This is a genomic window from Ferrovibrio sp. (assembly GCF_002796975.1).
Classification (GTDB): domain Bacteria; phylum Pseudomonadota; class Alphaproteobacteria; order Ferrovibrionales; family Ferrovibrionaceae; genus Ferrovibrio.
Map to the genome: position 1 here is coordinate 26,523 of NZ_PEKV01000001.1, position 26,655 is coordinate 53,177.

The 26,655-nt window shown below is 65.1% G+C and carries 24 protein-coding genes; 9 read left to right on the forward strand and 15 right to left on the reverse strand.

Annotated features, from left to right (window positions below; translation table 11 throughout):
- Window positions 1-14: 14 nt before the first annotated feature.
- Together CTR53_RS00110 and CTR53_RS00115 are read right to left on the reverse strand one after the other, a co-directional pair.
- Window positions 15-938, reverse strand: a complete 924-nt coding sequence (locus CTR53_RS00110) for a polyprenyl synthetase family protein (protein WP_290807992.1) — start codon at window positions 936-938, stop codon at window positions 15-17.
- 1 nt (window position 939) lies between these two features.
- Window positions 940-1,215 (reverse strand): exodeoxyribonuclease VII small subunit, encoded by a 276-nt coding sequence (locus tag CTR53_RS00115; protein WP_290807995.1) that lies wholly within the window; start codon window positions 1,213-1,215, stop codon window positions 940-942.
- 149 nt (window positions 1,216-1,364) lie between these two features.
- Here CTR53_RS00115 and CTR53_RS00120 point away from each other — a divergent pair, with 149 nt between their 5' ends.
- Both CTR53_RS00120 and CTR53_RS00125 read left to right on the forward strand, forming a co-directional pair.
- A complete protein-coding gene (locus tag CTR53_RS00120; RefSeq protein WP_290807998.1) occupies window positions 1,365-2,066 on the forward strand; it encodes a lipid-binding SYLF domain-containing protein in 702 nt (233 codons plus the stop codon).
- A complete protein-coding gene (locus tag CTR53_RS00125; RefSeq protein ID WP_290808001.1) occupies window positions 2,063-2,503 on the forward strand; it encodes a DUF3293 domain-containing protein in 441 nt (146 codons plus the stop codon). Before CTR53_RS00120 ends, CTR53_RS00125 begins: the two co-directional genes overlap by 4 nt.
- A 17-nt stretch (window positions 2,504-2,520) precedes the next feature.
- Here the strand turns inward: CTR53_RS00125 and CTR53_RS00130 are convergent, their stop codons facing one another.
- The 4 genes from CTR53_RS00130 to meaB form a co-directional block, all read right to left on the reverse strand.
- Window positions 2,521-3,705, reverse strand: a complete 1,185-nt coding sequence (locus CTR53_RS00130) for an acetyl-CoA C-acyltransferase (protein ID WP_290808004.1) — start codon at window positions 3,703-3,705, stop codon at window positions 2,521-2,523.
- Between the two features lie 103 nt (window positions 3,706-3,808).
- Window positions 3,809-4,957: an acyl-CoA dehydrogenase family protein gene (locus CTR53_RS00135; protein ID WP_290808007.1), complete on the reverse strand. Its 1,149-nt coding sequence runs from the start codon at window positions 4,955-4,957 to the stop codon at window positions 3,809-3,811.
- Between the two features lie 10 nt (window positions 4,958-4,967).
- Window positions 4,968-6,131 (reverse strand): pyridoxal phosphate-dependent aminotransferase, encoded by a 1,164-nt coding sequence (locus CTR53_RS00140; protein ID WP_290808010.1) that lies wholly within the window; start codon window positions 6,129-6,131, stop codon window positions 4,968-4,970.
- Window positions 6,132-6,143: 12 nt separating this feature from the next.
- Complete coding sequence (gene meaB, locus CTR53_RS00145; protein WP_290808013.1) at window positions 6,144-7,109, reverse strand: methylmalonyl Co-A mutase-associated GTPase MeaB; 966 nt, start codon at window positions 7,107-7,109, stop codon at window positions 6,144-6,146.
- 69 nt (window positions 7,110-7,178) lie between these two features.
- Here meaB and CTR53_RS00150 point away from each other — a divergent pair, with 69 nt between their 5' ends.
- On the forward strand, window positions 7,179-7,979 hold the full coding sequence (locus CTR53_RS00150; protein WP_290808016.1) for an ABC transporter permease: 801 nt from the start codon (window positions 7,179-7,181) through the stop codon (window positions 7,977-7,979).
- A gap of 318 nt (window positions 7,980-8,297) precedes the next feature.
- Here the strand turns inward: CTR53_RS00150 and CTR53_RS00155 are convergent, their stop codons facing one another.
- From CTR53_RS00155 to CTR53_RS00165, 3 genes are all read right to left on the reverse strand, one after another.
- Window positions 8,298-8,483: a hypothetical protein gene (locus CTR53_RS00155; protein WP_290808019.1), complete on the reverse strand. Its 186-nt coding sequence runs from the start codon at window positions 8,481-8,483 to the stop codon at window positions 8,298-8,300.
- 449 nt (window positions 8,484-8,932) lie between these two features.
- Window positions 8,933-9,376, reverse strand: a complete 444-nt coding sequence (locus CTR53_RS00160; RefSeq protein ID WP_290808022.1) for a thioesterase family protein — start codon at window positions 9,374-9,376, stop codon at window positions 8,933-8,935.
- A gap of 4 nt (window positions 9,377-9,380) precedes the next feature.
- Window positions 9,381-10,547, reverse strand: coding sequence for an iron-containing alcohol dehydrogenase (locus tag CTR53_RS00165; RefSeq protein WP_290808025.1), 1,167 nt, complete (start codon window positions 10,545-10,547; stop codon window positions 9,381-9,383).
- Between the two features lie 325 nt (window positions 10,548-10,872).
- On the opposite strand from CTR53_RS00165, the gene CTR53_RS00170 reads away from it, so the two are divergent.
- From CTR53_RS00170 to CTR53_RS00195, 6 genes are all read left to right on the forward strand, one after another.
- Window positions 10,873-12,060: an aspartate aminotransferase family protein gene (locus CTR53_RS00170; RefSeq protein WP_290808028.1), complete on the forward strand. Its 1,188-nt coding sequence runs from the start codon at window positions 10,873-10,875 to the stop codon at window positions 12,058-12,060.
- The gene (argF, locus tag CTR53_RS00175) at window positions 12,057-13,016 is read left to right on the forward strand and encodes an ornithine carbamoyltransferase (protein WP_290808031.1); all 960 of its coding nucleotides are present in this window, start codon (window positions 12,057-12,059) and stop codon (window positions 13,014-13,016) included. The genes CTR53_RS00170 and argF overlap by 4 nt, the downstream gene beginning before the upstream one ends.
- A 32-nt stretch (window positions 13,017-13,048) precedes the next feature.
- Window positions 13,049-13,993, forward strand: a complete 945-nt coding sequence (locus tag CTR53_RS00180) for an Hsp33 family molecular chaperone (RefSeq protein ID WP_290808034.1) — start codon at window positions 13,049-13,051, stop codon at window positions 13,991-13,993.
- A gap of 198 nt (window positions 13,994-14,191) precedes the next feature.
- Window positions 14,192-14,803, forward strand: a complete 612-nt coding sequence (locus tag CTR53_RS00185) for a hypothetical protein (protein WP_290808037.1) — start codon at window positions 14,192-14,194, stop codon at window positions 14,801-14,803.
- Window positions 14,804-14,986: 183 nt separating this feature from the next.
- The gene (locus CTR53_RS00190) at window positions 14,987-15,979 is read left to right on the forward strand and encodes a D-glycerate dehydrogenase (RefSeq protein WP_290808040.1); all 993 of its coding nucleotides are present in this window, start codon (window positions 14,987-14,989) and stop codon (window positions 15,977-15,979) included.
- A 108-nt stretch (window positions 15,980-16,087) separates the two neighbouring features.
- Complete coding sequence (locus tag CTR53_RS00195; RefSeq protein WP_290808044.1) at window positions 16,088-17,020, forward strand: pentapeptide repeat-containing protein; 933 nt, start codon at window positions 16,088-16,090, stop codon at window positions 17,018-17,020.
- 66 nt (window positions 17,021-17,086) lie between these two features.
- On the opposite strand, the gene CTR53_RS00200 is transcribed toward CTR53_RS00195, so the two are convergent.
- From CTR53_RS00200 to CTR53_RS00225, 6 genes are all read right to left on the reverse strand, one after another.
- On the reverse strand, window positions 17,087-19,228 hold the full coding sequence (locus CTR53_RS00200; RefSeq protein WP_290808047.1) for an MASE4 domain-containing protein: 2,142 nt from the start codon (window positions 19,226-19,228) through the stop codon (window positions 17,087-17,089).
- Window positions 19,229-19,432: 204 nt separating this feature from the next.
- Entirely contained in the window at window positions 19,433-23,770 is a 4,338-nt protein-coding gene (locus tag CTR53_RS00205) for an AAA family ATPase (RefSeq protein ID WP_290808050.1), read from the reverse strand.
- A gap of 35 nt (window positions 23,771-23,805) precedes the next feature.
- Window positions 23,806-24,423: a DsbA family protein gene (locus tag CTR53_RS00210; RefSeq protein ID WP_290808053.1), complete on the reverse strand. Its 618-nt coding sequence runs from the start codon at window positions 24,421-24,423 to the stop codon at window positions 23,806-23,808.
- A gap of 106 nt (window positions 24,424-24,529) precedes the next feature.
- Window positions 24,530-25,045, reverse strand: a complete 516-nt coding sequence (locus CTR53_RS00215; RefSeq protein ID WP_290808056.1) for a DUF721 domain-containing protein — start codon at window positions 25,043-25,045, stop codon at window positions 24,530-24,532.
- Window positions 25,042-25,422 carry a fluoride efflux transporter CrcB gene (gene crcB / locus CTR53_RS00220; RefSeq protein ID WP_290808059.1) on the reverse strand — a complete coding sequence of 127 codons (381 nt, stop codon included), beginning with the start codon at window positions 25,420-25,422 and terminating at the stop codon, window positions 25,042-25,044. Before crcB ends, CTR53_RS00215 begins: the two co-directional genes overlap by 4 nt.
- A 24-nt stretch (window positions 25,423-25,446) precedes the next feature.
- Window positions 25,447-26,613: an ABC transporter substrate-binding protein gene (locus CTR53_RS00225; protein WP_290808062.1), complete on the reverse strand. Its 1,167-nt coding sequence runs from the start codon at window positions 26,611-26,613 to the stop codon at window positions 25,447-25,449.
- Window positions 26,614-26,655: the final 42 nt, after the last annotated feature.

Below are 26,655 nucleotides of genomic sequence, written 5' to 3' on the forward strand. Positions count from 1 at the left end.
CTGGCCTAAGGGTGTCACGAGCGGCGGGTTATAACAAACTCCGCCAGCTCCTGTAAAACCATGGACCTGGGGCCAAAATGCGACAACAGCCGGCTTTTGGCGGAATTGGTTAACGCCCGCGCCTTGGCCCGGGCCGGTTCCAGCCCCAGCAGGCCCACAAAGGTGGCCTTGCCTGCCGCAGCGTCCTTGCCCACCGCCTTGCCCAGTTCGGCGGCCGAACCCTCGTGGTCCAGCAGGTCGTCGGCGATCTGGAAGGCGAGGCCAAGCTCTGCGGCATAGTCGCGCAGAACCGCGCGTTCTGCCGTGCCGGCCTGCCCGAGCATGGCGCCGGCCTCGGCCGAAAACTGGATCAGCGCGCCGGTCTTCAGCGCCTGCAGATCGGCGATCTCGTCGTAGCTCAGCGGCTGCCCCGCCGCCGTACGGTCCTCGGCGGCAAGGTCGATGGCCTGGCCGCCAACCATGCCGCGTGCGCCGGACGCCTGGGCCAGCCCGGCCACCAGCCCGGCCTGCACGGCAGCGTCAGGATGGGTGGCGGCATCGGCCAGGGTGAGGAAAGCCTGGGTCTGCAGGCCATCTCCCGCCAGCACGGCGGTCGCCTCGTCAAACGCCTTGTGCACGGTGGGCTTGCCGCGACGCAGGTCATCGTCGTCCATGCAGGGCAGATCGTCGTGGATCAGCGAATAGGAATGCAGCATCTCGATGGCGGCTGCGACCCGCAGGCTGCGCTCGCGTGGCACGCCAAACAGATCGGCGGACGCCACCGCCAGCAGTGCGCGCAGCCGCTTGCCACCCCCCAGGCTGGCATAGCGCATTGCGTTGTCCAGTTTGGCGGTGCCGCCCTTGCCCACAGCGGGAAGCAGGCGGTCCAGCGCGGCCTCGACGGCGGCGCCCACCTCCTGCATCGCCGCCATAAGAACAGGCGACGGCTGGTCGGTCATGTCAGTCTGCCTTGAAGGGCTGGGTGCCGGCGGCCTGGCCATCGGCTCCGACCACGATCTTCTCGATCTTCTCTTCAGCGGCCTTCAGCTTGGCTTCGCAATGGCGCTTGAGCAGCGCGCCGCGACCGTAGAGTGCAATCGACTCTTCCAGGTCGACGCGGCCGCCTTCCAGCCGGGCGACGATCTCGTCCAGCGCCTTCAGCGCAGCTTCGAAACTCATCGCGGCGATATCCGCCGGGATGGTTTCCTGCTGGGCATCCTTCTCAGCCTTGGACATGCCGCCTCCGTTCCACAAAGCCGCCACAGTTTACGGTCTAGCTTTATCGCCAACAACCCGCGCCGCCGCCCGATTCGCGGCCATTTCCAGCGTGGCCGAAGCAATATAATGCGCTGTAGTATTTGCCAACCCGCCAAGGGAGAATCTGCATGTCCAGCCTCACCGTCTCTCGCCGATCCTTACTGCTGTCCAGTCTCGCCAGTGCCGGCATCCTGGTACTCAGGCCACAGGCGGCCCGCGCCGCGTCCGACGACCAGTCGCTGATCGACTCCGCCCGCATCACCGTGGATGCCTTCGCCAATGACGGCCAGATGAGCGACCTGCGCCGCAAGCTGGCCCAAGCCAAGGGCGTCTTCGTGGTGCCACAGCTGCTGAAAGCCAGCTTCATCATCGGTGGCGAAGGCGGCTCCGGCGTGCTGCTCGCCAAGACTGCCAATGGCTGGAGCGAGCCTGCCATCTATACGATGGGTGCCGGCTCCATCGGCCTGCAGATCGGCGGCGAAGCCTCGCAGGTCATGCTGGTGCTGATGAACGACAAGGCAGTGAATGCCATCCTGCGCAACGAATTCAAGATCGGCGCCGATGCCACCGTTGCCGCCGGCCCGGTCGGCATGGGCGTGGAAGCCGCCACCACCAGCAATCTCGGCGCCGACATCTATTCGTTTGCCAAGACCAAGGGCCTCGCCGCCGGCATATCGGTGGAAGGTGCCGTGATCACCGCGCGCCACAGCCGCAACACCGCCTACTACGGCAAGGAAGCGCATCCGCGCAACATCCTCTACGACAACGTGGTGAGCAATCCCGGCACCATGGCGCTGCGCCAGGCGCTGGCGAATGCGGAGATGCGGTGATCTCACCTGCTACTTTGCGAGGCTATCGCGCCACCACCTATGCGGTGACGCTGCCTGCCAAGAATCATATTGACTGTGAAATGCTTGGCCTGCGGCTGGATGAAAACAGTCCGCAGGCCGACACGTTTCTGAAGACCGTGAAGGCGCAGAGCATCACCTGCCTGAATGCCTGGAACCCGCAGAGCCGCGTGCTGAATGTAACCCGCAACATGGCGGCGCATCAGCGCCTGCGCCGTGATCTGGCGGGATACACAGCCCTGCCGCATCTTGGCGTGCCGGATCGTTCGACCTGGCGGCCGGAGCCGGGATTTGCCGTGCTGGACCTCGAAACGGAAAAGGCCATGGCACTTGCACAGCGCCATGGCCAGTTCGGGATCGTGCGCTACGAACGCGGCGGGATCGCGGAACTGATCCTCACCCGGCTCGCGCTGAAGTAATCAGGCGACTTCCCGCCTTAAGCTACTTCAAAGAGCCCGGCGCCGCCTTGGCCGCCGCCGATGCACATCGTCACCACCACATACTTGGCGCCGCGGCGCTTGCCCTCGATCAGGGCATGGCCGGTCATGCGCGCGCCCGACATGCCATAGGGATGGCCGATCGAGATCGCGCCGCCGTTGACGTTCAGACGGTCGTTCGGGATGCCGAGCTTGTCACGGCAGTACAGCACCTGCACGGCAAACGCCTCGTTCAGCTCCCACAGGCCGATATCGTCCATCTTGAGGCCGAAGCGCTGCAGCAGTTTCGGCACGGCGTAGACCGGACCGATGCCCATCTCGTCGGGCTCGCAGCCGGCCACCGCCATGCCGCGATAGATGCCCAGCGGATGCAGGCCCTTCTTCTCGGCGAGTTTCGCTTCCATCACCACACAGGCCGAAGCGCCATCGGAAAGCTGGCTGGCATTGCCCGCAGTGATGAAGTTGCCCGGGCCGCGCACTGGCTGCAGGCCGGCGAGGCCTTCCAGCTTGGTGTCGGCGCGATTGCCCTCGTCTTTTGTCAGGGTAACGTCTTTATAGCTGACCGCCTTGGTCTCCTTGTCGACCACCGCCATGCTGCTCTGCATCGGCACGATCTCGTCGTCGAACTTGCCTGCCGCCTGACCGGCCGCCGTGCGCTTCTGGCTTTCCAGCGCGTATTCGTCCTGTGCCTCGCGGCTGATGTTGTAGCGCTTGGCCACGGTTTCAGCAGTGTCGATCATCGCCATGTAGATGTCGGGCTTGTTCTTCATCAGCCATTCATCGCGGGCGCGGAAGGTATTCATATGCTCGTTCTGCACCAGCGAGATCGATTCCAGACCGCCGCCGACCACGATGGGCGCGTTGTCGTGAATCACCTGCTTGGCGGCCGTGGCAATTGCCATCAGGCCCGAACCGCACTGGCGATCCAGGCTCATGCCAGCCACTGAAACGGGCAGCCCTGCGCGCACGGCGCAGAACCGCGCGATGTTGCCGGCCGTGCCGCCCTGCTGCAAAGCCGCACCCATGATCACGTCGTCGACTTCAGCGCCGTCGATGCCGGCGCGCTTGACGGCTTCGCGGATCGCATGCGCGCCCAGCGTGGCCGGATCGGTATTGTTGAAGGCGCCGCGATAGGCCTTGCCGATCGGCGTGCGGGCAGTGGAAACGATGACAGCTTCGCGCATTTTCTTCTCCCAGGAATGGCCAAATAGCGTTCTTGGGCGCGAACGCTAGACCCAAATTTTCCGCAGTGCAAACCTGCCGCTACGGCAGGGCTTTACCTGAACGTCAAGCCGGCCAGCGCTTGGCGATCTCTTCCAGCATCACCTCGGTGGCGCCGCCGCCGATGGGATGGATACGGGCATCGCGCGCCATACGCTCGATCGCGCTTTCGCGCAGATAACCCGCCCCGCCATGGAACTGCAGGCAGTCATAGGTCACGGCGTTGACCAGTTCGCCGCACAGCGCCTTGACCATGGAAACCTCGCGCACGGCGTCCTTGCCGTCACCCGCCATCCAGGCGGCGTGATAGACCAGTTGCCGCGCCGCTTCGGTGCGGGCCTCCAGCATGGAGAGCCGCTGGCGGATCACCTGCTTGTCGGCCAGCACGCCACCGAAGGCCTTGCGCGTCGTCACATACTGCCTCGTGATCTCCAGCGCGCGGCGGCATTCGCCCACCGCCATGGCGCCCAGCACCAGACGCTCGTTCTGGAAGTTGCGCATGATGGCGTAGAAGCCGCGGTTCTCGTCGCCGAGCCGGTTTTCGACCGGCACCCGGCAGTTATCGAACACCAGTTCCGCGGTATCCGAGCAGAGCCAGCCATGTTTCCTCAGGCTGCGGCCCACCGAGAAACCCGGCGTGCCTTTCTCGACAGCGAGAATCGAGATGGCGCGCGAACCCTTGGCGTCGGGGTCGGTCTTGGCGGCAACGAAATAGAGATCGGCATGCACGCCATTGGTGATGAACATCTTGCTGCCGTTCAGCACATAATGGTCGCCGTCACGTTTCGCCCGCGTGCGGATTGCGGCGACATCCGAGCCGGCATCCGGTTCGGTGACGGCCACGGCGGTGATCAGCTCGCCGGCGATGACTTTGGCGAACCAGCGGTCGAGTTGCTGCCGGTTGCCGGCATGGGCCAGATGCGGCGAGGCCATGTCGGTATGCACCAGCACGGTGGCCGAGAAGCCGCCATAGCCTGACAGCCCGCATTCCTCGGCCAGAATCGCCGAGGCAATCGGCAACTGGTCGCTGCCGCCATAGGCCTCCGGATAGCGGATGCCGAAGAAGCCGAGCGCGCCCATTTTCCGGAGCGTCTCGCGCGGCACCATGCCCTGCTCTTCCCAGGCATCGCCGTGCGGACGAACTTCGTTTTCCACGAAGCGCGCGACCTGCTCACGCAGGGCGGCGTGTTCGTCGCTCTCATAGATCGTCCGCATGGAATCTTCCCTATTTGAGCAACGGCACCAGCCGTTCGAGTGCCTGCGACAGTTTCGGCAGCGAGGCGGCGTAGCACAGCCGGATACGTCCCTCGCCGGCCGGACCGAAGGCGACGCCCGGCGCCAGACCGACCTGGGCCTCGCGCGCGATCTCCTTGCAGAGTTCGACACTGTCGGTCAGGCCGTCGAGTGCAAAGAAGGCATAGAAGGCACCTTCCGGCTTGCCGAGCGTCACACGCGGCAGCGGCGCCAGCGCCTGATAGACCATGTCGGCGGCGCGCTTATAGCGCTCGACGAGGCCCTCGATGTATTCGTCGCCTTCATTCAGGGCGGAGACACCTCCCCACTGCACGAAGGTGGTCGGATGCGAGATGTTGAACTCGGTCATCTTCTCGACGGCGGTGCAGAGCCGCGGCGGCGCCACGATCCAGCCGAGCCGCCAGCCGGTCATCGACCAGCTCTTGGAAAACGAATTGATGATCACCACCGGATCTTCCGGCCCGGCCAGCGTGTAATAGCTCGGCGCATGTTTCGCGCCGTTATAAACGATGCGGCCATAGACCTCGTCGGACAGGATCCAGATGCCGCGCTCACGGCAGAAATTCAGGATCGTCGTCAGCTCTTCCTCGGTCGCCACCCAGCCGGTCGGGTTGCCCGGGCTGTTGATCATGATCAGCTTGGTGGTCTCGTCGCAGGCATCGAACAGCTGCTGCATGTCGAGCTTCCAGCGGCCGTCGTCCTGCGGCTGCAGGTAGACATCGCGCGGCTCGCCGCCCATGGCACGCACGGCGGAGCGGCCGTTCGGCCACAGCGGCCCGATGATCACCGCGCTGTCGCCCGGTTCGATCAGGCACTGGATGGTGATCATGATGGCGTTCATACCCGAGGCCGTCACCACCGTGCGCTCGGCCGGAATGTCGGCGCCGTAGGCGCGCAGCAGGTAGTCGTGAATCGCCTGCATCAGCGGGGCGATGCCGCGATTGGCGGCATAGAAGGTCTCGCCGCGATCCAGCGCCGCCTTGGCACCCTCGCGCACGAAGGCCGGCGTCGGTTCGTCGCCCTCGCCGAACCACAGCTTGATCATATCGGGGATATCGGCCGAGGCGCGGGTGACGAGGCGAATGCGCGAACCGGGAATGTCGAGGATATTGGAGCAGATGACGGCTTCGGACATGATTGTGCTGGGCTACTTCTGTTTGGGGAGGGATGAGACGAGCTTGTCGATGATCTGCCAGGAGGCGGTTTCGATATCGAGCCGCCCGGCGAGAACGCCATCGGCCAGCACATCCAGTTCGCTGGCCGGCAGATCGGCGAGCGCGCGGCGCAGGCGGTCGAGCACCAGGTTTTGCAGCAGGCGTCGCGTGCGGGCGCGCGGATCGGGCCGCTTGCGCCGGCCGATCGCAGCGATGGCATCCGCCAGTTCAGGCACGCCGCTGCCCTGCAGGGCGCTGGTCTGCAACACCGGCACGGCCGTGCCGCTACGCTGCGCGCTCATCGCCGCCAGCTGGCGCGCCGAGCGTTCAGCGAAGGGCAGGTCGGATTTGTTGACCACCAGCACATCGGCGATTTCGAGGATGCCGGCCTTGATCGCCTGCACGTCGTCGCCCAGCCCCGGTGCATTCACCACCACGCGCACATCGGCGATCTCGGCGATCTCGACTTCCGACTGTCCGGTGCCGACGGTTTCGACCACCACCACATCGCGGCCCGAAGCGTCGAACACGTCGATGACCCGCGCGGCCGTGCGCGATAGGCCGCCGAGATGGCCGCGGCTGGCGAGGCTGCGGATGAAGACGCCCGGATCGGCGGCATGCTGCGTCATGCGGATGCGGTCGCCGAGGATGGCGCCGCCGGTGAGTGGCGAGGAGGGGTCGACGGCAACGACGCCGACGTTTTGCTGCCGCCGGCGCAACTCGCCGACATAGGCCGAGACCAGCGTGGATTTGCCGGCGCCCGGCGCACCGGTGAAGCCGACCACCAGGGCATTGCCCAGCCGGCCGCGGATCGCCTGCAGCACCAGCCGGGCCTCGTCGGTCTCGTTCTCGACCGCGGTGATGGCCCGCGCCAGCGCCGCCCGTTCGCCGGCCAAGAGCGCCGGCAGCCAGTCCGGCAGGATGGCTGAATCGGCGGCTGAGTCGGCAGGCTTTTGCATAGCCGCACCATACGCGCTATGTAGACGCCCGAAAAGCAGCCGTCCAAAGCCGCCGTCTGGAAATCTGACATGTCCACTCCCCTACTCGCGCCCCGCAATTACGGTCCGGTCAACTGGCTCGGCCTGTGGACGCTCTACGTCAAGGAAGTGCAGCGTTTCCTCAAGGTGGTGACCCAGACCGTGCTGGCGCCGATGGTGACCACGCTGCTGTTCTTCGCCGTGTTTGCGCTGGCGCTGGGCGGCGCGGTGCGCCAGATCGCCGGCATGCCGTTTGTAGATTTCCTGGCACCCGGCCTGATCATGATGGCCACCACCCAGAATGCGTTTGCCAATACCTCCTCCTCGATCATGATCTCGAAGGTGCAGGGCAATATCGTCGACGTGCTGATGCCGCCGATCAGCCCCGGCGAACTGCTGGTGGCCTATGCCCTGGCCGGCGTCACCCGTGGCCTGCTGGTGGCGCTGGCGGTGGCCGCCGCGATCTTCCCCTTTGCGCCGATCCATGTGCATCACTGGTTCGCCGCGCTGTATTTCGTCTTTGCCGGCTCACTGATCCTCAGCCTGACCGGGCTGGTTGCCGGGCTGTGGAGCCAGAAATTCGACCATATGGCGGCGGTGACCAACTTCGTCGTCACGCCGCTGGCGTTTCTCTCCGGCACCTTCTACTCGGTGCAGGCATTGCCGCCCTTCTGGTATGCCGCCGCCCATGGCAACCCGTTCTTCTTCATGATCGACGGCTTCCGCTATGGCCTGACCGGCCATACCGACGGCGATGTGCTGCTGGGCGGGGTGGCGCTCGGCGCCGTGGCCGTGGCGCTCTGGTTCGGCTGCTACGCGCTGCTGAAACGCGGCTACCGCCTGCGTCCGTGACGCCAGAAACACCATAAGTCATTGTTCTTACAGTATTATAAGGCCATTACCGCAGGCTTATTTGATCCTTATCTGACTCTTATGTTGTCTTATTTGGGGCTTATTTTTTCTTATTTTTGCTTAGGTCGGCTTATTTGGGCTGACAGTACCCGTGAACGATCCGGTCTTCCCCGGATCGCCCCCCTATGGATTCACGCTGGCAGATTCACGATGACCAAGAACAGAGGGGCCGCCGGAGAACCCCCGGCAGCCTGAGAACAAATGATGTTCTGTTTTGGGAATAAAGTCAAGTAAAGCCAGCCGGAGCTGGCCCCTGGCTTACTGCGCCGGATGACGCACCGGCAGAACCAGCAGCAGGCCGACGCCGAGCAGCGCGGCACCCGCCAGCATGGCCGACATCCGGTCGTTGTCGGCAATGGCAGCCGCGGCAATGGCGGCCGCGACGATCCCGATCAGCACAACCTTCTTGTTGCCCGGCTGCACCTGCATGTCCCGAAACTGCATGACTGTCTTCCCCTCAGACGCCGCGCGATGCGGCGCTTACCTGCCTGCCAAATTGGACCCGGGGGCAGCATAGCGAAGGGATAAAAAAATCCGAGGTAAATTTATGGATAGGAATGTCGCAGGCCCAACTGCGGCAACGCTTCGCTGACGGTCAGGCATCAAAATCAAAAATCGTCATGCCCGGCCTTGTGCCGGGTCTCCATCTCCATATCGGCCTAGTCATGGCCTTGCAGAACTGACAGATGGATCACCGGGACAAGCCCGGTGATGACGATTGTCGGGCTCGGAACCAGGAGTTGAAGGCCGGATATTGCCTCACCCTCCTTGTGTCATGGCCGGGCTTGTCCCGGCCACCCACGCCTTGCCGGCACTGCTTGAAAAAGAAAGACGTGGATGCCCGGCACAAGGCCGGGCATGACGGGGATGGGTTGGCGAAAGCGCCGCGCTGCCTAAACCAGAATCTTCTCCAGCGCGGCGCGGATGCGCGGTGGGATCGGCGCCGGTTTCTGCACGCCGCGTTCGACGAAGACATGTACGAAATGGCCGGTGGCGGCGGGATGCGGCTCGCCCTGCCTGAACAGCGCTATCTCGTGCCGCGCGGATGAATTGCCGAGCTTCACCGTGCGCAGCCAGCCTTCCACCGTTTCCGGGTAGTTCAGCGATTTGTGGAAGCGGCAGCCGCTTTCCACCAGCAGGCCGATCACCTTGTCATTCGGCATGTCGAGCCCACCGAAGCGGATCATGTAGTCGTTCACCAGCGTGTCGAAATAGGCGTAATACTGCACGTTGTTGACATGCTGGTAGACGTCGATATCCGACAGCCGGGTCGGGATCAGCAGGCTGTGGCGATAGTTCTCGCGGACTTCCAGCTTGGGGTCGACAGCGTCAGTCATCGGCTCAGAGCGCCTGTTCGTAGATCTTCAGCGCGTCGTCGTAATTGACCTCGCGCGGATTGTTGACCAGCAGGCGCTGCTGGTTCATCGCGTCTTTCGCCAGCATCGGCAGGTGATTATGGCTGATGCCGACCTGGCGCAGCTGCTTCTCCAGCTTCACGTCGTCGATGATGGCTTCCAGTTCGGCGAGCAGCGCACCGGCGCCTGCTGATGGAGTGCTGAAACTCTTGCCCGGAAGCAGGATCGGCGCCAGTTCGGCATACTGGCCTGCCGCCAGCGGCACTTCGAGATTGAAACGCAGCACATGCGGCAGCATCAGCGCATTCGACAGGCCATGCGGCACATGGAAATGCCCGCCCACGGGGTAAGCCAGCGCATGCACCGCCGCGACCGGTGCATTGGCAAAGGCCATGCCGGCGAGCATGGCGCCGAGCAGCATTTCCGAGCGCGCCGCGCGGTCCTTCATGCCTTCGGGCGAACAGACCGTGCGAATGTTTTTTGAAAGCAGACGCAAAGCCTCGCGGCCGAGCGCATCCGACATCGCATTCTTCTTGTTCTTCGAGGTATAGGCCTCGATGGCATGCACCATGGCATCGACACCGGTGGCGGCGGTCACATGGCGCGGCAGGCCGAGCGTCAGGTCGGCATCGAGCAGGGCGATATCGGGCAGCAGCAGCGGCGAAACCACACCCTTCTTCTCGCTCTCACCCGTGGTGATGATGGCGATGCCGGTGACTTCCGAACCGGTGCCCGCCGTGGTCGGCACCTGGATCAGCGGCAGGCGTTTGCCGCGCGCATTGCCAACGCCGTAGATCTCCGACAGCGGCTGCGTCGCAATGGGGAGGAAGGCGACCAGCTTGGCGATGTCCATCGACGAACCGCCGCCGAAACCGATCACGCCATCCGCCTTGAAGTCCCTGGCGACCTGCACGGCCTCATGCACCAGCTTTTCCGGCGGGTCGGCCTCGGTGCGGTCGTAGATGGTGACGGCAATGCCGGCGGCCTTCAGGCTGTCCAGCCCGGCCTGCGGCAGGCCCAGTTTCATGACGCCCGGATCGGTCACCAGCACCACGCGGCTGGCGCCCAGTTCGGCTATCAGCGGCCCGAGTTTGGCGCTGGCGCCGGGTTCGCAGTAGACCCGCCGGGTGGTTTCGAAACTCAGGGTGGTCATGGCGGATCCTCCAAAAATGCTTATTTGCCAAAAGGGTAGCATCGGCCGGGATAGACGAAAAAGTCCTCGGCCGGCGAAAAATGGGACCCGCGGGTCAAGCCCGCGGGTGACAAATGATTATTGATCGTCATGCCCGGGCATCCCATTTCCGTTGCGCCCGCAACACCTTGGCAACCATTGCGCCCATACATTCGCTGAATTGACACAAGGCCTTAGCGGCCCGTAGAATCCGGTCTTACCGCCAGCCCGGCCGCGTAAACCCGGAGCTGGCGTCAATTTTTTCAGGGCCTGAACGATTCAGGCCCCGTATCCAGGGAGAGGTGTCGTGAGCGAAGCATTGATGTCGACCTACGCAAGGCAGGACCTTGCGTTCGAGCGGGGCGAGGGGTCTTACCTTTTCACCGCTGACGGTCGACGTTATCTGGACTTCGGCTCCGGCATCGCGGTCACCGCGCTCGGCCACGCCCACCCGCATCTGGTCAAGGCGATCCAGGAGCAGGCGGCCAAGCTGTGGCATACCTCCAACCTGTTCCGGATTCCGGAGCAGGAGAAGCTGGCCGAGCGGCTGGTGGCCAATTCCTTTGCCGACAAGGCCTTCTTCTGCAACTCGGGCGCCGAGGCCAATGAAGGCGCCGTGAAGGTGGCCCGCAAGTATTTCGCCGTGAGCGGCAAACCCGAGAAATTCCGCATCATCACCTTCGATGGCGCCTTCCACGGCCGCACGCTCGGCATGCTGGCGGCGACCAACAATGCCAAATACCTGGAAGGCTTCGGCCCCAAGGTGGAAGGCTTCGACCAGGTCGCCTTCAGCGTGAAGGCGGCGAAGGACGCGATCACGCCGGAGACGGCGGCGATCATGATCGAACCAATCCAAGGCGAGAGCGGCATCCGCAGCGTGCCGACCGAAATGCTGCGCGGCCTGCGTCAGCTCTGCGACGAGCATGGCCTGCTGCTGATCCTGGACGAGATCCAGACCGGCATGGGCCGCACCGGCAAGCTGTTCGCCTATGAATGGTCGGGCATCGAGCCGGACATCATCTCGCTGGCCAAGGGCCTGGGCGGCGGTTTCCCGGTCGGCGCGGTGCTGGCCACCAAGGAAGCGGCCAAGGGCATGACGCCGGGCACGCATGGCACGACCTTCGGCGGCAACATCATGGCGATGACGGCGGGCAATGCCGTGCTGGACGTGATGCTGGAGCCGGGCTTCTTCGATGGCGTGCAGAAGCGCTCAAGCTATTTCATGCAGCAGCTCGTCATGCTGAAAGATCGCTATCCCGAGGTGATCGAGGATGTGCGCGGCCAAGGTTTCCTCATGGCCGTGAAGACCAAGATTCCGAACACCGAGTTCCAGACCGCACTGCGCGACGAGCATGTGCTGGGCGTTCTGGCCGGCGACAATACGCTGCGCCTGATTCCGCCGCTGACCGTGCCGGAAAAGGATATCGCCGAGGGCATCCACCGGCTCGAAGCCGCCTGCCAGAAGCTGACGGACAAGTCGAAAGCCGCCGCATGATCACCGGACAGAACGGCAAGGCGGGCATCCGCCATTTCATCGACCTGGACCAGTTCGCGCCGGATACGCTGCGCGGCATCCTGAGCCATGCCGTGCGCATGAAGGCCGGCCGCAAGGGCCTGCCCAAGGGCACCGTGGAAAAGGATCGCCCGGGCCGCGACCGGATTCTGGCGATGATCTTCGAGAAGCCCTCGACCCGCACGCGGCTGTCGTTCGACAGCGCGATGCGCCAGCTCGGCGGCGAGACCATCGTGGTGCGCGGAGACGAACTGCAGCTTGGCCGCGGCGAAAGCATCGCCGACACCGCCAAGATCCTGTCGGCCAATGTCGATGCCATCATGATGCGCACCAGCAAGGCCGCGAACCTGCGCGACCTGGCCGCCAATGCCTCCGTGCCGGTGATCAACGGCCTGACCGATGCCAGCCATCCCTGCCAGGTGATGGCCGACGTGATGACATTCGAGGAGAAGCTGGGTCCGATCAAAGGCCAGAAGCTCGCCTGGGTCGGCGACGGCAACAACATGGCGACCTCGCTGATCCATGCTGCCGTGCAGTTCGGCTTCCGCCTCGATCTTGCCTGCCCGCCCGAACTGCAGCCCGACCCCAAGGTGCTGAAATGGGCCGAGGAACGTCAGGGCCAGATCCATGTGGTCAGCGATCCTGCCGATGCGGTGAAGGACGCCGCCTGCGTGATCACCGACACCTGGGTGTCGATGGGCCAGAAGGATGCCGACCAGCGGCACAAGATCCTGGCGCCGTTCCAGGTCAATGCCGACCTGATGCGCAAGGCCGCGCCGAATGCCATCTTCATGCACTGCCTGCCGGCGCATCGCGGCGAGGAAGTGACCGCCGAGGTGATCGACGGTCCGCAGTCTGTTGTGTTCGACGAGGCGGAAAACCGCCTGCATGCCCAGAAGGCCATCCTGGCCTGGTGTTTCGGAACCGAGGCCCCCTAGGTCATCGCGTCCAGCCGCATTATATTAGGCCCGTGAGTACAGCATCCCTTCACGACGACCTGTCGCTGCCGTTCCAGATCGAGCAGTGCGATGTGCGCGGCCGTCTCGTGCGGCTGGGGCCCGCGCTCGACCGCATGCTGGCGCGGCATAATTATCCCGAGCCGGTCGCGCATCTGCTGGCCGAAGCCACCGCGCTGGTCGGCACCATGGCCAGTGCACTGAAATTCGACGGCATCTTTTCGGTGCAGGCCAAGGGCGACGGCCCGGTCTCGACCCTGGTGGTGGATTTCCGCACGCCGGGCGATCTGCGCGGCTATGCCAATTTCGATGCCGAACGCCTCGACGGGCTGGAGCTTGGCCCCGGATCGGAGCGCGGCCTGATCCCGCTGCTGCTCGGCAAGGGCTATCTCGCCTTCACCATCGATCCGCAGGGCGAGGATATGGAACGCTACCAGGGCATCGTCGACCTGACAGGCGCGACCCTGGCTGAAGCGGCGCATGCCTATTTCGCGCAGTCGGAGCAGCTGAATGCCCGCATCGTGCTGGCAGCCTCGCATCGCAAGGCCGCCGGCGAAGCCCGCCGTCACTGGCGCGCCGGCGGCATCCTGCTGCAGCAGCTGCCGCTGCAGTCGGGCGGGCTGTCGATGGAGGACAGAACCTTCGCCTGGGAGAAAGTGACGGCCCTGCTGGGCACGACAAAGCCCGAGGAACTGACCGATCCGGCGCTGGGCCATAATGAGCTGCTGTTCCGCCTGTTCCACGAAGACGGGGTACGGGTTTATGAGGCCGCCGCGCTGCAGGACCGCTGCACCTGCTCGCAGGACAAGGTGCAGGGCATCCTCGCCACCTTCAGCCCGGACGAGATCGCCGATATGGCCACCCCGGACGGCCTGATCACGGTGACCTGCCAGTTCTGCAGCGACAGCTACAGCTTCCCGGCCGAAGCCGTTCAGACCGGCGCCAGCGGCCAAAACTGACCCCCTCGCGCAACCGCACGGCGACAAAACCGGTTTTCAGGCGTTTCTAGCCTCAAGGTCGGCCATTCCCCACCTGCAGTCCGCCGCCGCCCGGAGTTTACGCTCCGGCACCGCGGCCCCGCCGTTGTCATTGGCCGGGCCTTGAATTTGCCCTATTTCGCCGCCTATTTGGGGGCGGAAAACAAGGAGAAACGACCCATGTCTACCCGCCTCGCCCGTGTACTTGCCCTGCCCCGCCTGCTGGCTGTGGCGGGCCTTGCCCTGGTGGCTGTCGCCTGCGGCGGCCCGATGGAAAAGTCGATCCTGCCCGAGATCACCTTCACCAGCCAGCCGAAGCTGACCTTCGCCGCCAGTTCGGTGGAAACCATCATGGAATACCAGCCGACGGCGCAGCCGCCGCATATCGAACTGGCGATCCCGCAGCCGCCGGCCAGCGTGGCGATGCGCTGGACGCGCGACCGCGTCGCTATCGACAACAGCCAGCAGAACCGCGTCACCGTGATCGTGCGCAAGGCAAGCGTGACCGAGGTCGACCTGAAGAAGACGCCGGGCCTGCGCGGCAGCTTCACCGAAGACCAGGTCGCCCGTTTCGACACCGAGGTGGAAATGGCGGTCGAGGTGCGCGATGCCCGCGGCTTCCGCGTCGGCGAGGCGCAGGCCTCGGCGCGCCGCTCCAATTCGATGAGTGAAAAGGCGACCCTGAACGACCGCGACCGCCTGATCCACGACCTGGTGCGCGAGACCATGATGGACGTCAATCGCGAGCTGGAGCGTAACATCCGCCAGTATATGCCGCTTTACGTCCGGTAAGCCGTTAAGCCCCTGAAATCTCTCCGTACGTATACGTACGGAGAGAGGCGGCACCTGCCGCAAGGTCATTCTTTAGGCAAAGGTTTTCGGCCCGGTCGAGGGTTTGTCTCGACCGGGTCGATCTGCTAGAGAAGCCCAAGAAACTCGCTCTGAAACACTCCTGCCGGGAAGCGGAAACGCCTTATGCCAACGCCGAAAAAGCGCCCCCTGGTGATCGTGACCCGGAAACTGCCGGACCCGATCGAAACCCGGATGATGGAGCTGTTCGACACCAGGCTGAACATCGCCGACAAGCCGATGGGCCAGGCCGAGCTGATCGAGGCGGTGAAGGCCGCCGACGTGCTGGTACCGACCATCACCGACAAGATCGACGGCGCGGTGCTCGCCCATGCCGGGCCTAACTTTCGCCTGATCGCCAATTTCGGCACCGGCGTCGATCACATCGATCTGGCTGCCGCCCGCCAGCGCGGTATCACCGTCACCAACACGCCGGGCGTGCTGACCGAAGACACTGCCGACATGACCATGGCGCTGATCCTCGCCGTGCCGCGCCGCCTGGTGGCCGGCGCCAGCGCGCTGCGCGACGGCAGTTGGGAAGGCTGGTCGCCGACCTGGATGCTGGGCCAGCGCATCTGGGGCAAGCGGCTCGGCATCATCGGCATGGGCCGCATCGGCCAGGCCGTCGCCCGCCGCGCCAAGGCTTTCGGCCTGTCGATCCACTATCACAACCGCAAGCGCGTGCATGAGAGCATCGAGCAGGAGCTGGAAGCGACCTACTGGGAAAGCCTCGACCAGATGCTGGCGCGCATGGACATCATTTCGGTGAACTGCCCGCACACGCCGGCCACCTTCCACCTGCTGTCGTCGCGCCGGCTCGACCTGCTGCCGCCGCATGCCTATGTGGTGAACACCGCGCGCGGCGAGGTGATCGACGAGAACGCGCTGGTGCGCAAGCTGCGCAAGGGCGAGATCGCCGGCGCCGGGCTGGACGTGTTCGAGCATGAGCCGGCGGTCAACCCCAAGCTGCTGGAACTCGGCAACGTGATCCTGCTGCCGCATATGGGCTCGGCCACCCTGGAAGGCCGCATCGACATGGGCGAGAAGGTGCTGATCAACATCAAGACCTTCGCCGACGGCCATGCGCCGCCGGACCGCGTGATTGCCGGCCTGCTCTAAGCTGCGAATCGCGCTTTCCTGCCTTCAGGGCTGGTCCGGGCCGGAATATTTCAATTCCAGCCGGGCGGCGGCTGGGCCATACTGCCGGATGTTACAAAGTTCTTCCGGATGACAGCCCTGACCATCTACGCGCCCTGCCCGCCCCGCTTCAGCGATTTGCTGGAGTCGCATTCCCGTTTCATTTCCTCGATGGGCAAGCAGGTGCAGATGGGTCGCCGCCTGCAATGCGAACGCATCGATTTCGGCGCCATCAAGCTGATGGGCAAGAACCTGACCCGCGCCTCGCTGCCGATGTGCAAACTCAGCTGCGCCGACCTGCGCGAAAGCAGCTTCGCCGAAGCCGAGATGATGGCCTGCGACCTGAGCGCGGCCGACCTGACCGCGGCCAATTTCATCAGGGCCGATCTGCGCGGTGCCGACTTGAGCCGCGCCGTGCTGACCAACACGCGTTTCAACGATGCCCAGCTCGGGCCCTATCAGTCGTCGCAGGATCTCGCCAGCCAGACGACGCGACTGCATGCCGCCAAGATCACCGGTGCCAGCTTCTCCGGCGCCACGCTGGTGGAAGCGGCCTTCGACAAGGCCAATCTGCAGGACACCTCATTCGCTTATGCGCGGCTGGACAATGTCAGCTTCCGCGGCGCCGATCTGCGCGGCGCCAGTTTCGCCAAGGCCGATCTCGGCACCGGCATGGCTGACGTGATCGAATCCGCCGGCGGCAAGGTGGAGCGCCCGATGGGCGCGGAGCATCTGCTGGAGGCCATCGCCCAGCATGCCGAATGGATCGCCAGCGACGGCCGGCGCGGCAGCCGCGCCGTGCTGCATGGCCTGAACCTCACCGGCGCGAAACTGATCGCCGCCGACCTGAGCGGCGCCGACCTGAGCGAAGTCAATCTCGCCGGCGCGGATCTCTCCGGCGCCAAGCTGATCTGCACGGATCTGCGCAACGCCAATCTGAGCCGCACGCGGCTGGCCGAGGCCGATTTCCGCGGCGCCATGCTGGATGGCTGCTTCGGCTTCCATCCGAGTGGAAGTTTGTAGCTCCGACACCCTCACCCTCCCGCTTGCGGGAGAGGGTTGGGGTGAGGGCCTTCACAGAACGCAGCCCTACGCGCTGCTGCGCGATTCCCGGCGGCTGGTGGCGATGGCGCGGGAGATCGCATCGGCCAGCGCATCGGCACGATAGGGCTTGGCGATCACGTCGAAGCCTTCCAAATCGGCATCTGCCACCGCCGTGGAGAGGCCGGTGCAGAGCAGGATCGGCAGACGGGGGAAATGGCTGCGCACCTTTTTCGCCAGATCCAGGCCGCTCATGCCGCCCGGCATCACGATATCGGACATCAGCAGATCGAAATTCTGCCTGCCCAGCAGAAGCGCGAGCGTGGTGCCGGCGTCGCGTAACCGGTGACAGTCGTAGCCGATCAGGCCCAGCGTGCGGATCGCCACAGACGCCACATCGTCGTCATCCTCGACCAGCAGGATCCGGCCGCGCGCCGGCTGGGTGGCCGGTGTGCGGGCCGGCAGCGTCTCGGCCGCCGCGGCGTTGGCCCGCGGCAGATACAGCGTGACGGTGAGGCCCTCGCCCGGCTGGCTCGATAGCGTGACGCTGCCGCCGGCCTGCTTGGCGAAACCATAAACCTGGCTGAGGCCCAGGCCGGTACCCTGTCCGACCTCCTTGGTGGTGAAGAAGGGCTCGAAGACCTTGTCGATATTCTCGGCGGCAATGCCGGTGCCGGTATCCGAAACCGAGATGGCGACGAAATAACCGCTCAGGCCCAGCGCCGGATCCCGCACGGCCGCCAGCGTGGCGTTGCGCGCCTCGATCCGCACCAGGCCGCCACGCGACATGGCATCGCGCGCATTGACGCAGATATTCATCAGGGCGAGGTCGAGTTCGTCGCGGTCGCACTGGACCGGCCAGAGATAGTCGGGCAGGTCGAGCACCAGACGAATGTCGCCGCGCAGGGATTGTTCGAGCAGCTGGCTAAGTTCGGCGACATGCGAAGCCAGATCGACAGCGACCACGTTGACCGGCTGGCGGCGGGAAAAGGTCATCAGCTGCCGCACCAGCCGGCTGCCGCGCGTGACGGCACGGTCGATCGCCTCCAGCGCCGCCAGATGTTCCTTGTCGCGCAATTCGACCTGCAGGATTTCCATATTGCCGATCACCACGGCAAGCAGGTTATTGAAGTCATGCGCAACGCCGCCGGCCATGCGCCCGACGGCCTCCATCTTCTGCGCCTCGCGCAGGGCCGACTGCAGCTCCTCGCGTCCGGCGATCTCGGCTTCCAGCTGGCGCGAGCGTTCGGCGATACGTTGCTCCAGCGTGTCGTTGAGCTGCTTGAGCTGGTTTTCGCTGTCGCGCAGCGCATGATTGGCCGTCTGCAGGTCGCCGACATAGCGTGCGTAAAGCGAGCGGGTTTCCAGCAGCAGCACCATCAGCACGGTGCTTGCGGCAATCAGGCCATAGATGCGGCCAGCATAAAACCCGAGATCGAAACGGCCGGCATTCAGCATGGCCGCCAGCGCCACATCCAGCAGCCAGGCGCCCACCACCACAATCAGCCAGAGATCGAGCGAAGCTTTCTGCCGCTGCCGCCAGAGAAACAGCAATGCGCCAAGTCCGAGGACCCAGACCGTGGCGATCACGACGATCATCGCCGGCGTATAGCTGTTACCGACCATGATCGCCGGCAGTTGATCCTGCCCGAGTGTGCAAAGCAGCGTGACGCCGCCTGCGGCGGCCATGGTGGCGACCAGGCTGGCGGCGATATGCCACCCGCTGCGGTCGGACAGGATGCGGTCGTTGCCGCGCGACACTGCGTAGCCAATCACCAGCAACGGAAACCCGCCATGCCAGAACATGTAGATCCAGGCCGTGGTCTGCGGTCCGGCGCCAAGCAGACCGCTGTCGGCGAACAGGCCAGGGAAGCTGAGTGTATGCGCCACCACCATCAGGGCGGTGAATACATAGGCATTGGCGAGGATCAGCAGGCTGCGCGACCGCAGGATGCTGAACTGGCCGAACAGCAGCACGGCGGTGATCAGGTCATTGATCACCAGCGCCGACTGATAGACCGGAATGAACGCATCCAGCCGCTGCAACGGCACTTTGGCCAGCGGCGCCAGCAGGGCAAAAACCACCAGCGACGCGGCCATGATGCCGAAGGCGAAAGTCCGCTCGCCGGGCCGGGCCGGCAGAAGTGACAGGAAAACCGGTTGATCGCGGTTGTATGACTCGACTGCCATGAACTGACCCGCGCCTTCCCGGCTGCCGCCGCAGGTGAACCAGATAGCTCAGTCTACCGACGAATTCTGGGGAGGGCGACCGGAAAAACAGGCGCCGTCATGGGCAATGGGGGCGGCATTCAGGTTGTCACCCCGGGCTTGACCCGGGGTCCCATTAAAAAGAAATGGGATGCCGGCCCGAAGGCCGGCATGACGGTGATGCGCTTACGCCGCCTTCAGGTGATCGACGCCGGCGAGGTCGACGCTGACCAGGGTGGAGACGCCGCGTTCGGCCATGGTGACGCCGAACAGGCGGTCCATGCGCGCCATGGTGATCGGATGGTGGGTGACCACCACGAAGCGCGTGCCCTCGCCCATGGTCGAGGTCTGGCGCGCCATCGCTTCCATCAGGTTGCATAGGCGCTCGACATTGGCGTCATCGAGCGGAGCGTCCACTTCGTCCAGCACACAGATCGGCGCCGGGTTGGTGAGGAAGACCGCGAACAGCAACGACAGCGCGGTCAGGGCCTGCTCGCCGCCCGAGAGCAGCGACATCACCTGCAGGCGCTTGCCCGGCGGCGAGGCATAGATTTCGAGGCCCGCCTGCAGCGGATCGTCGCTTTCGACCAGTTGCAGATGCGCCTTGCCGCCGCCGAAGACCTCGACGAACAGCTTCTGGAAATGGCCGTCGACCTTCTGGAAAGCCTCCAGCAGGCGCTCGCGACCTTCCTTGTTCAGCGAGGTGATGGCCTGGCGCAGCTTGTCGATGGCGGAAACCAGATCGGTCTGCTCGGTCGACAGCGCGGTGAGTTTCTCCTCCACCTCGTTGGCTTCCAGCTCGGCGCGCAGATTGACCGGCCCCATGTTGTCGCGTTCCTTGCGGAGGCGTTCGAGGCGATTTTCGACCGTATGGAGTTCGGGGAATTCCTCGCCGTCCTCCACTTCGCCGGCCCTGAGCACGGCATCCAGCGTGCAATCGAGCACTTCGCGCACGCGGATCGCCAGCTCGTCGAGGCTGACGCGCTGATGCTCCAGGTCGCTTTCCGACTTCACGCGCGACTCGCGTGCAGTGCCGAGCAGTTGCTCGATCTCACGCGCAGTCCGCGCGGCGAGCTGCTGCGCACCTTCGGCATTGGCCAGATGATCGGCGGCTTCCCTGCGGGCGATCTCGGCGATGTCGATCTGCTCCTGCAGCGCATTGCGGCGGGTTTCGAGTTCGCGCGGAATCTGCTCCAGCTTTTCCAGTTCGGCTGTCGCCTCGGCCTGGCGGACACCGAGCTGGGCGAGCTGCTGCGAGGCGCTTTCGTTGCGCGCATTGGCGGCGCGGCGCTCGATCACGATGCCGTCGAGGCGGCGGGCGCGGGCCTGGGCATCGAGGCGTAACTGTTCCAGCGCGGCGCGGCGTTCGACCAGCGCCTGACGCAATGCCGTCAGGTCCTCGCGGATCATGCCGATCAGCTGGCGTACTTCGTCTTCCGCCGGCATCGCGGCCAGCGCAGCTTCCTCGGCCTCACGCGCCTGCGTGGTCTCGGCGATCTCGCCTTCGGTCTGCTGCTTCTGTTCGGCGAGAGCCGCCAGACGCGACTGGCGCTCGGCTTCCCGGCGCACCATCTCCGCCTGGCGATCGCGCACCTGGCCCAGTTCGCGGTCGGCGCGGGCCACATCCTGATTGGCGCGTTCGCGCGCGGCATTGCGCTCGCGTTCCGCCGTGGCGATGCCCTGATTGGCATGTTCGCGTGCGGTGTTGCGCTCGCGTTCGGCCTGGGCAATGCCCTGATTGGCCTGATCGCGCGCGCCCTGACGGTCGCGTTCGGCGCCCGCCACAGCCTGCGCGGCACGGTCACGCGCTTCAAGAGCGGCACGTTCGGCCGTCTGCACGACGCTCGCCGCCTGCTGGCGGGCCTCATTGCGCGCCTGTTCGGCGGCCTGCACCACCTGATTGGCCTGCTGGCGGGCTTCGTTGCGAGCCTGCTCGGCCTGCTGCACAACGCTGGCGGCCTGCTGGCGCACTTCGTTGCGCGCCTGTTCGGCAGCCTGCACAACGGCATTGGCCTGCTGGCGCGCGACGTTGCGCTGCTCTTCGGCAGCGGCAACGCCCTGACGCGCGGTACGTTCGGCCTGTGCCGCGTGTTCGGTGGCCCGGCGGGCCTCCTCATAGGCGCGCTGCGCGTCGCTCAGCCTGCCTTCCAGCTCGCGCAGTTCCTCGCGCAGGTCGGCCAGACGGTTGCGCTGTTCCAGCTTGATCGAGGCCGAGGTCGGCGCGCCGGCCTTGACCGTGAAACCATCCCAGCGCCACAGCGCGCCGGACTTCGTGACCAGACGCTGGCCGAGCTTCAGGTCCGCGCGCAGGCGGGCGCCATCGGCGTCATCCGCGACGAGGCCGATCTGGCTCAGGCGGCGCTGCAGCGCGGCGGCACCGGTGACGTATTTCGACAGCGGCTCGGCGCCAAACGGCAGGCCCGGCGCGTCGCTCATCGGCGGCAGTGCATCCCAGTGCATCGGTGCATTGGGATCGGTGGCGGCGTTCAGTTCGTCGGCCAGCGCCGCGCCGAGCGCCTTTTCGAAGCCGGGTTCGACGGTGACCTGGTCGATCAGCGGCGGGAAGAGATTGCTTTCGTCCAGCTTGAGCAGTTTGGTCAGGCCGGTCTCTTCCGCCTTCAGGCGGGTGAGTTCGCCCTGCACGCCCTGCCAGGCATCGCGGCTGGCCTGTTCGGCCTGCTGCTGGGCGGCGCGAGCGGCTTCGGCGGCCTCCACGCCACGGCGGGCTTCGGCGATCTTCTCGGCATGCTCGGCCTCGACGGCGTTGACGCCCTCGCGGGCCTCGTCGATCTTCTGCGCCTGCTCGGCCTCGACGGCGTTCAGCCCGACGCGGGCCTGTTCGATCTTCTGCGCATGTTCGGACTCGACCGCATTCAGACCGCTGCGGGCCGCTTCGATCTTCTGGGCATGCTCGCCTTCGACAGTGGCAAGACCGGCACGCGCCGCTTCGATCTTCTGTTCGTGTTCGCTGTCGACATCGGCCATCGCCTGACGCACGGCTTCGATCTTCTGCGCATGCTCGGCCTCGACGGCCTCCAACGCCGCACGGGCCGCTTCGATCAGGCGGGCCTGTTCGGCTTCGACCGCCTCGTAGGCCTGCCGCGCCGCGTCGATCTTCGCGGCGTGTTCAGTCTCGACGCCATCCAGCGCATTGCGCATGGTCTCGACGGCCGCCTGCTTGGCCTCGACTTCGGCGGTGATGGTCTCGGCTTCGACCAGCGCTTCGGTCTGCTCGTTCAGGCGGGTTTCTTCCGCGCTCAGTTCGGCCAGACGCGCATTCAGGCGCTCAAGACGGCGGCTGGCATCTTCGATGGCCTGGCGCAGGCGGGCGCGCTGGGCCTGTTCTTCGGCGGCCCGGCCAGTGAGGGCGTCGAGTTCGCCCTGGCTGGCATCGACCTTGCCCTGCGCCTCGGTGACCGCGGCTTCCGCGGCGGTCTGCGCTTCGGCCTCGCCGGCACGCAAAGCTTCGAGCTGCTCAGTTTCAGTGGCGAGACGCGCCACAGTCTCTTCGGCATCCTGCGACAGTGCGCTTTCGCGCTCGGCATCCGAGGCGATCTGCGCCAGACGGGCGCGCACGGCTTCGGCGGCTTCCTGGGCGCGGGCGGATTCGGCTTCCAGGCCTTCGCGGGCGACGGTCAGGCGATGCAGGCGGGCACCGGCTTCGGCCTCATGCTGGCGCAGCGGCGGCAGCGCCTCGGCGGCGATGCGTTCGGCCTCATGCGCTTCCGACACCTGCAAGGTGCGGTCGGCGACCTCACGCTCGGCGGCATGCATGGCCTGTTCGGCCTCGGCCAGCGCGTTTTTCAGCGCTTCATGCTTGAGGTGGAACAGGATCGCTTCGGTCTTGCGGATCTGGCCGGCAATATTGCGGTAGCGGCTGGCCTGACGGGCCTGGCGCTTCAGAGACTGCAGTTGATTGTCGAGCTGGCCGATCACATCGACCACGCGTTCCAGGTTCGATTCCGCTGCCTTTAGGCGCAGCTCGGCTTCATGCCGGCGCGAATGCAGGCCCGAAATGCCGGCCGCCTCTTCCAGCAGCATACGGCGGTCGGTCGGCTTGGCATTGATGATGGCGCCGACGCGGCCCTGGCTGACCATGGCCGGCGAATTGGCGCCCGACGCCAGATCGGCGAACAGCAGCTGCACGTCGCGCATGCGCACGTCGTTGCCGTTGATCGAATAGTCAGAACCCTTCTCCCGCTCGATCTTGCGCGTGATCGCCACCTCTTCCATCTCGTTGAAGGCGGCAGGCGCGGTACGGGTCTTGTTGTCGAGCGTGAGCGTGACTTCAGCGATATTGCGGGACGGCCGAGTGGCCGTGCCCGCAAAGATCATGTCGTCCATGCCCGTGCCGCGCATGCGCTTGGCCGAGTTCTCACCCATCACCCAGCGCAGGGCTTCCACCAGGTTGGACTTGCCGCATCCGTTCGGGCCGACAATCCCGGTCAGGCCGGGATGGATAATGAAATCCGTCGGCTCGACGAAGGACTTGAAACCGGACAAGCGCAACTTGGTGAACTGCACGGGGACTCCCTTTCAAATAACGCGGCGCTTAGCGATTACTTCGCCAGCGCGTCGAGCTTCTTGCGCAAATCGTCGATCGACGGCACGCCGGCTTCGGCCTTGCCGTTGATGATCAGCGTCGGCGTCGAATTGACGCCGAGCTTCTGGTTGCCTTCCAGGCGCGAATTCAGGATGTAATCGCCCAGCGGCTTGTCCTGCAGGCATTTCTCGAACTGGTCGGACGAGATGCCGCCGAGCCGGCCGATCTGCACCAGGGCCGCCTTGGGATCCGACGCGCCGGCCCACTGGCGCTGCTGCGCGAACAGCACGCTGAGGAAGGTGTAGTACTTCTCCGGCCCGCCGCAGCGCGCCAGCACCGCGCCGGCGAAGGCCATCTGGTCGAGCGGGAAGTCGCGGAAGATCAGCTTCGCCTTGCCGGTGTCGATATATTCGGTCTTGAGCGTCGGCAGCACCGTTTCATGGAAATGGGCGCAATGCGGACAGGTCAGCGAGGCATACTCAATGATGGTGATCGGGGCATCGGCCTTGCCGAGCACCATGTCCTGCAGACGCGGGTCTGCCGCGGCAGAGGCCGTCTGGGCCTGCGCGCCGATTGCAAAGAAACCACCGAGGACGAACGCCAGGGTCAGAACGAAACGCTGTATATATTTCATAGAGATACTCCGACCCCCTACATGTTGGGGGCATTGTATGGTTGCACGTCCGGCCTGCAACCGGACTCTGCCGTTATCCACAAGAATCTGGCCGACTCAAGGCAGCTCAGCGACTCGCACCGAAAAGTGATCTACCAAGGCTTTCAAGCACTTGGCGGAGGTCGCGATCTTCGACTCCGGTGAGCAAATCTTCGAGTTTCGCCTGCTCGTCGGCGGTCAGCGGCCGACTGCTCCGTCCCGCTGGGGCCTGCGACTCGGGGCGGTGGATCGGAGTCTGTTTCAGGCGCAGTTTCTCGACGGCGCGGAAACCGAAATAGCCGTTGATCTTTTCGATGATCAGCGGAGAGAGATGCTGCAGTTCGAGTGCAAAGGCCGGGCTGACCGCGATCTCCAGGGTCGCCGCATGGCCGGCACCCGAGGCGTAGACCATTTTCTCGGGCTGGGTTTCCTTCACCAGCAGCGGTCCGGCGATCTCGCTCCAGCGGTTGATGATCTCGGCCAGTGCGACACCGCGCTGCTTCATGATCGGCCGCGTCAGCCGGCCGAGCGAAACCCCCAGCGCTTTCGGCGCATTCGTACGCTGCGATGGATCGCGTGCCGGTTTCTTCTTCTCGTCCGTCACGACGCCACGAGGGCGCGGATGACGTAAAGCCCGGCGAACAGTCCGACCACGGCAAGCGCGACCGAGCCCAGCACATACAGGCCCGCCGCCATCACCTCGCCACGCTCATAGAGCAGCGCGACTTCCAGCGAGAAGGCCGAAAATGTCGTGAAACCGCCGAGCACGCCGGTGGCCAGGAACAGCCGCCATTGCTGCGGCAGGCCGCTTTTCAGCGCGAAATATTCGGCCACCAGGCCCATGACGAAGGAGCCGGCGATATTGACCGCCAGCGTGCCCCAGGGAAAACCGGCACCGATCAGGCGCATGGCGGCGACATTCACGCCATGCCGCATGGCCCCGCCGATGCCGGCACCGAGAAAGACGATCAGGTAGTTCATGCCGCCAGTTTAGCGCAGATGCAGCTAGTAGCCCACGGCTTCGGTGAGGCGTTCATAGTGCGGGCCGCGCAGCTGGTAGACATAGGCCTGCCGGGTACCCTGGCGGCCGCCATCGCCGAAGGACTGCAGCGTACCGCCGAACAGGTCACGCCAGCCGCGGATACTGGCAATGCTGCGGGTCAGCTTCGCCATGCCGGCGTCGCCCCCGGCGCGGTCGAGCGCCAGCACGGCAAGATCGGCAATGGTGGCGCCGTAGATCGCGGCTGCATTGGGCTCGGTATTGAACCGCGCCTTGTAGGCATCCATCCAGGCCACCACCCCGGCCGGCGCGGCGGCGCGGTCTGGCAGCGCAATCGACGACACGCTGTAGAGTCCCTGCGTGGCGCCGCCCGGTGCCTGCGCCAGCAGATAGTCATGCGTCGTCGACGGCCCGAGGAAATCGACATTCCAGCCGGCTGTTTTGGCCGACGCCATCGGCAGGATGGTGTCGCGCAGCAGGGTGGCCAGCACGACGAGATCGCAGCCGGCATTGCGCAGGCGCTGCACCGGCGCGGAGAAATCCGTGTCGATCGGACGATGTGTCACGACCATCTTCACGCTCTGGCCATGCCGGGCCAGCTCATCTTTCACTGCCTGTTGCACTTCCTCGCCATAGTCCGTGCCCTGCGCCATCACGCAGACCGCCTGCTTGGCCTGCGTCTCGACCATCCATTTCACGCCGGCGCGGATCTGGTCGTAATAGAGCGAGCCGGAGATCCAGCTGATCGCATCCGGCGCATGGACCAGATCGCGACTGGCGGCCATTGGAAACAGGTTGGCGACGCCGGCGGCACGCAGCTGCGGCAGCACCGCCTGCACCTGTGCGGTGCCGAGCGAGCCGACGAAAACCTGCGCATGGTCCAGCCTGAGCAGCTTCGACGTCGCCTGCACGGCGCGCGGCACCTGGAACTGATGGTCTTCAACAACGAGTTTCAGCTTGCGACCGCGGATGCCGCCAGCGGCATTCACCGCATCGAAGCGCAGGCGCATCGCATTGACCACGGCATGGCCATAGACGGCAGCTGGACCGGACAGATCGGTGATGGTGCCGACAACGATGTCGGACTTGCCCTGCGCGTAGGACGAGCCAGAAAAGCATAAGACGGGTGCAGCCAGGCCGATCAGCAGTGCTGCGCGAAGGATATGCCGCATGAGTTTCTCCCAGTCAGGCGCGCGCAAAATGGCGCAGAAGGT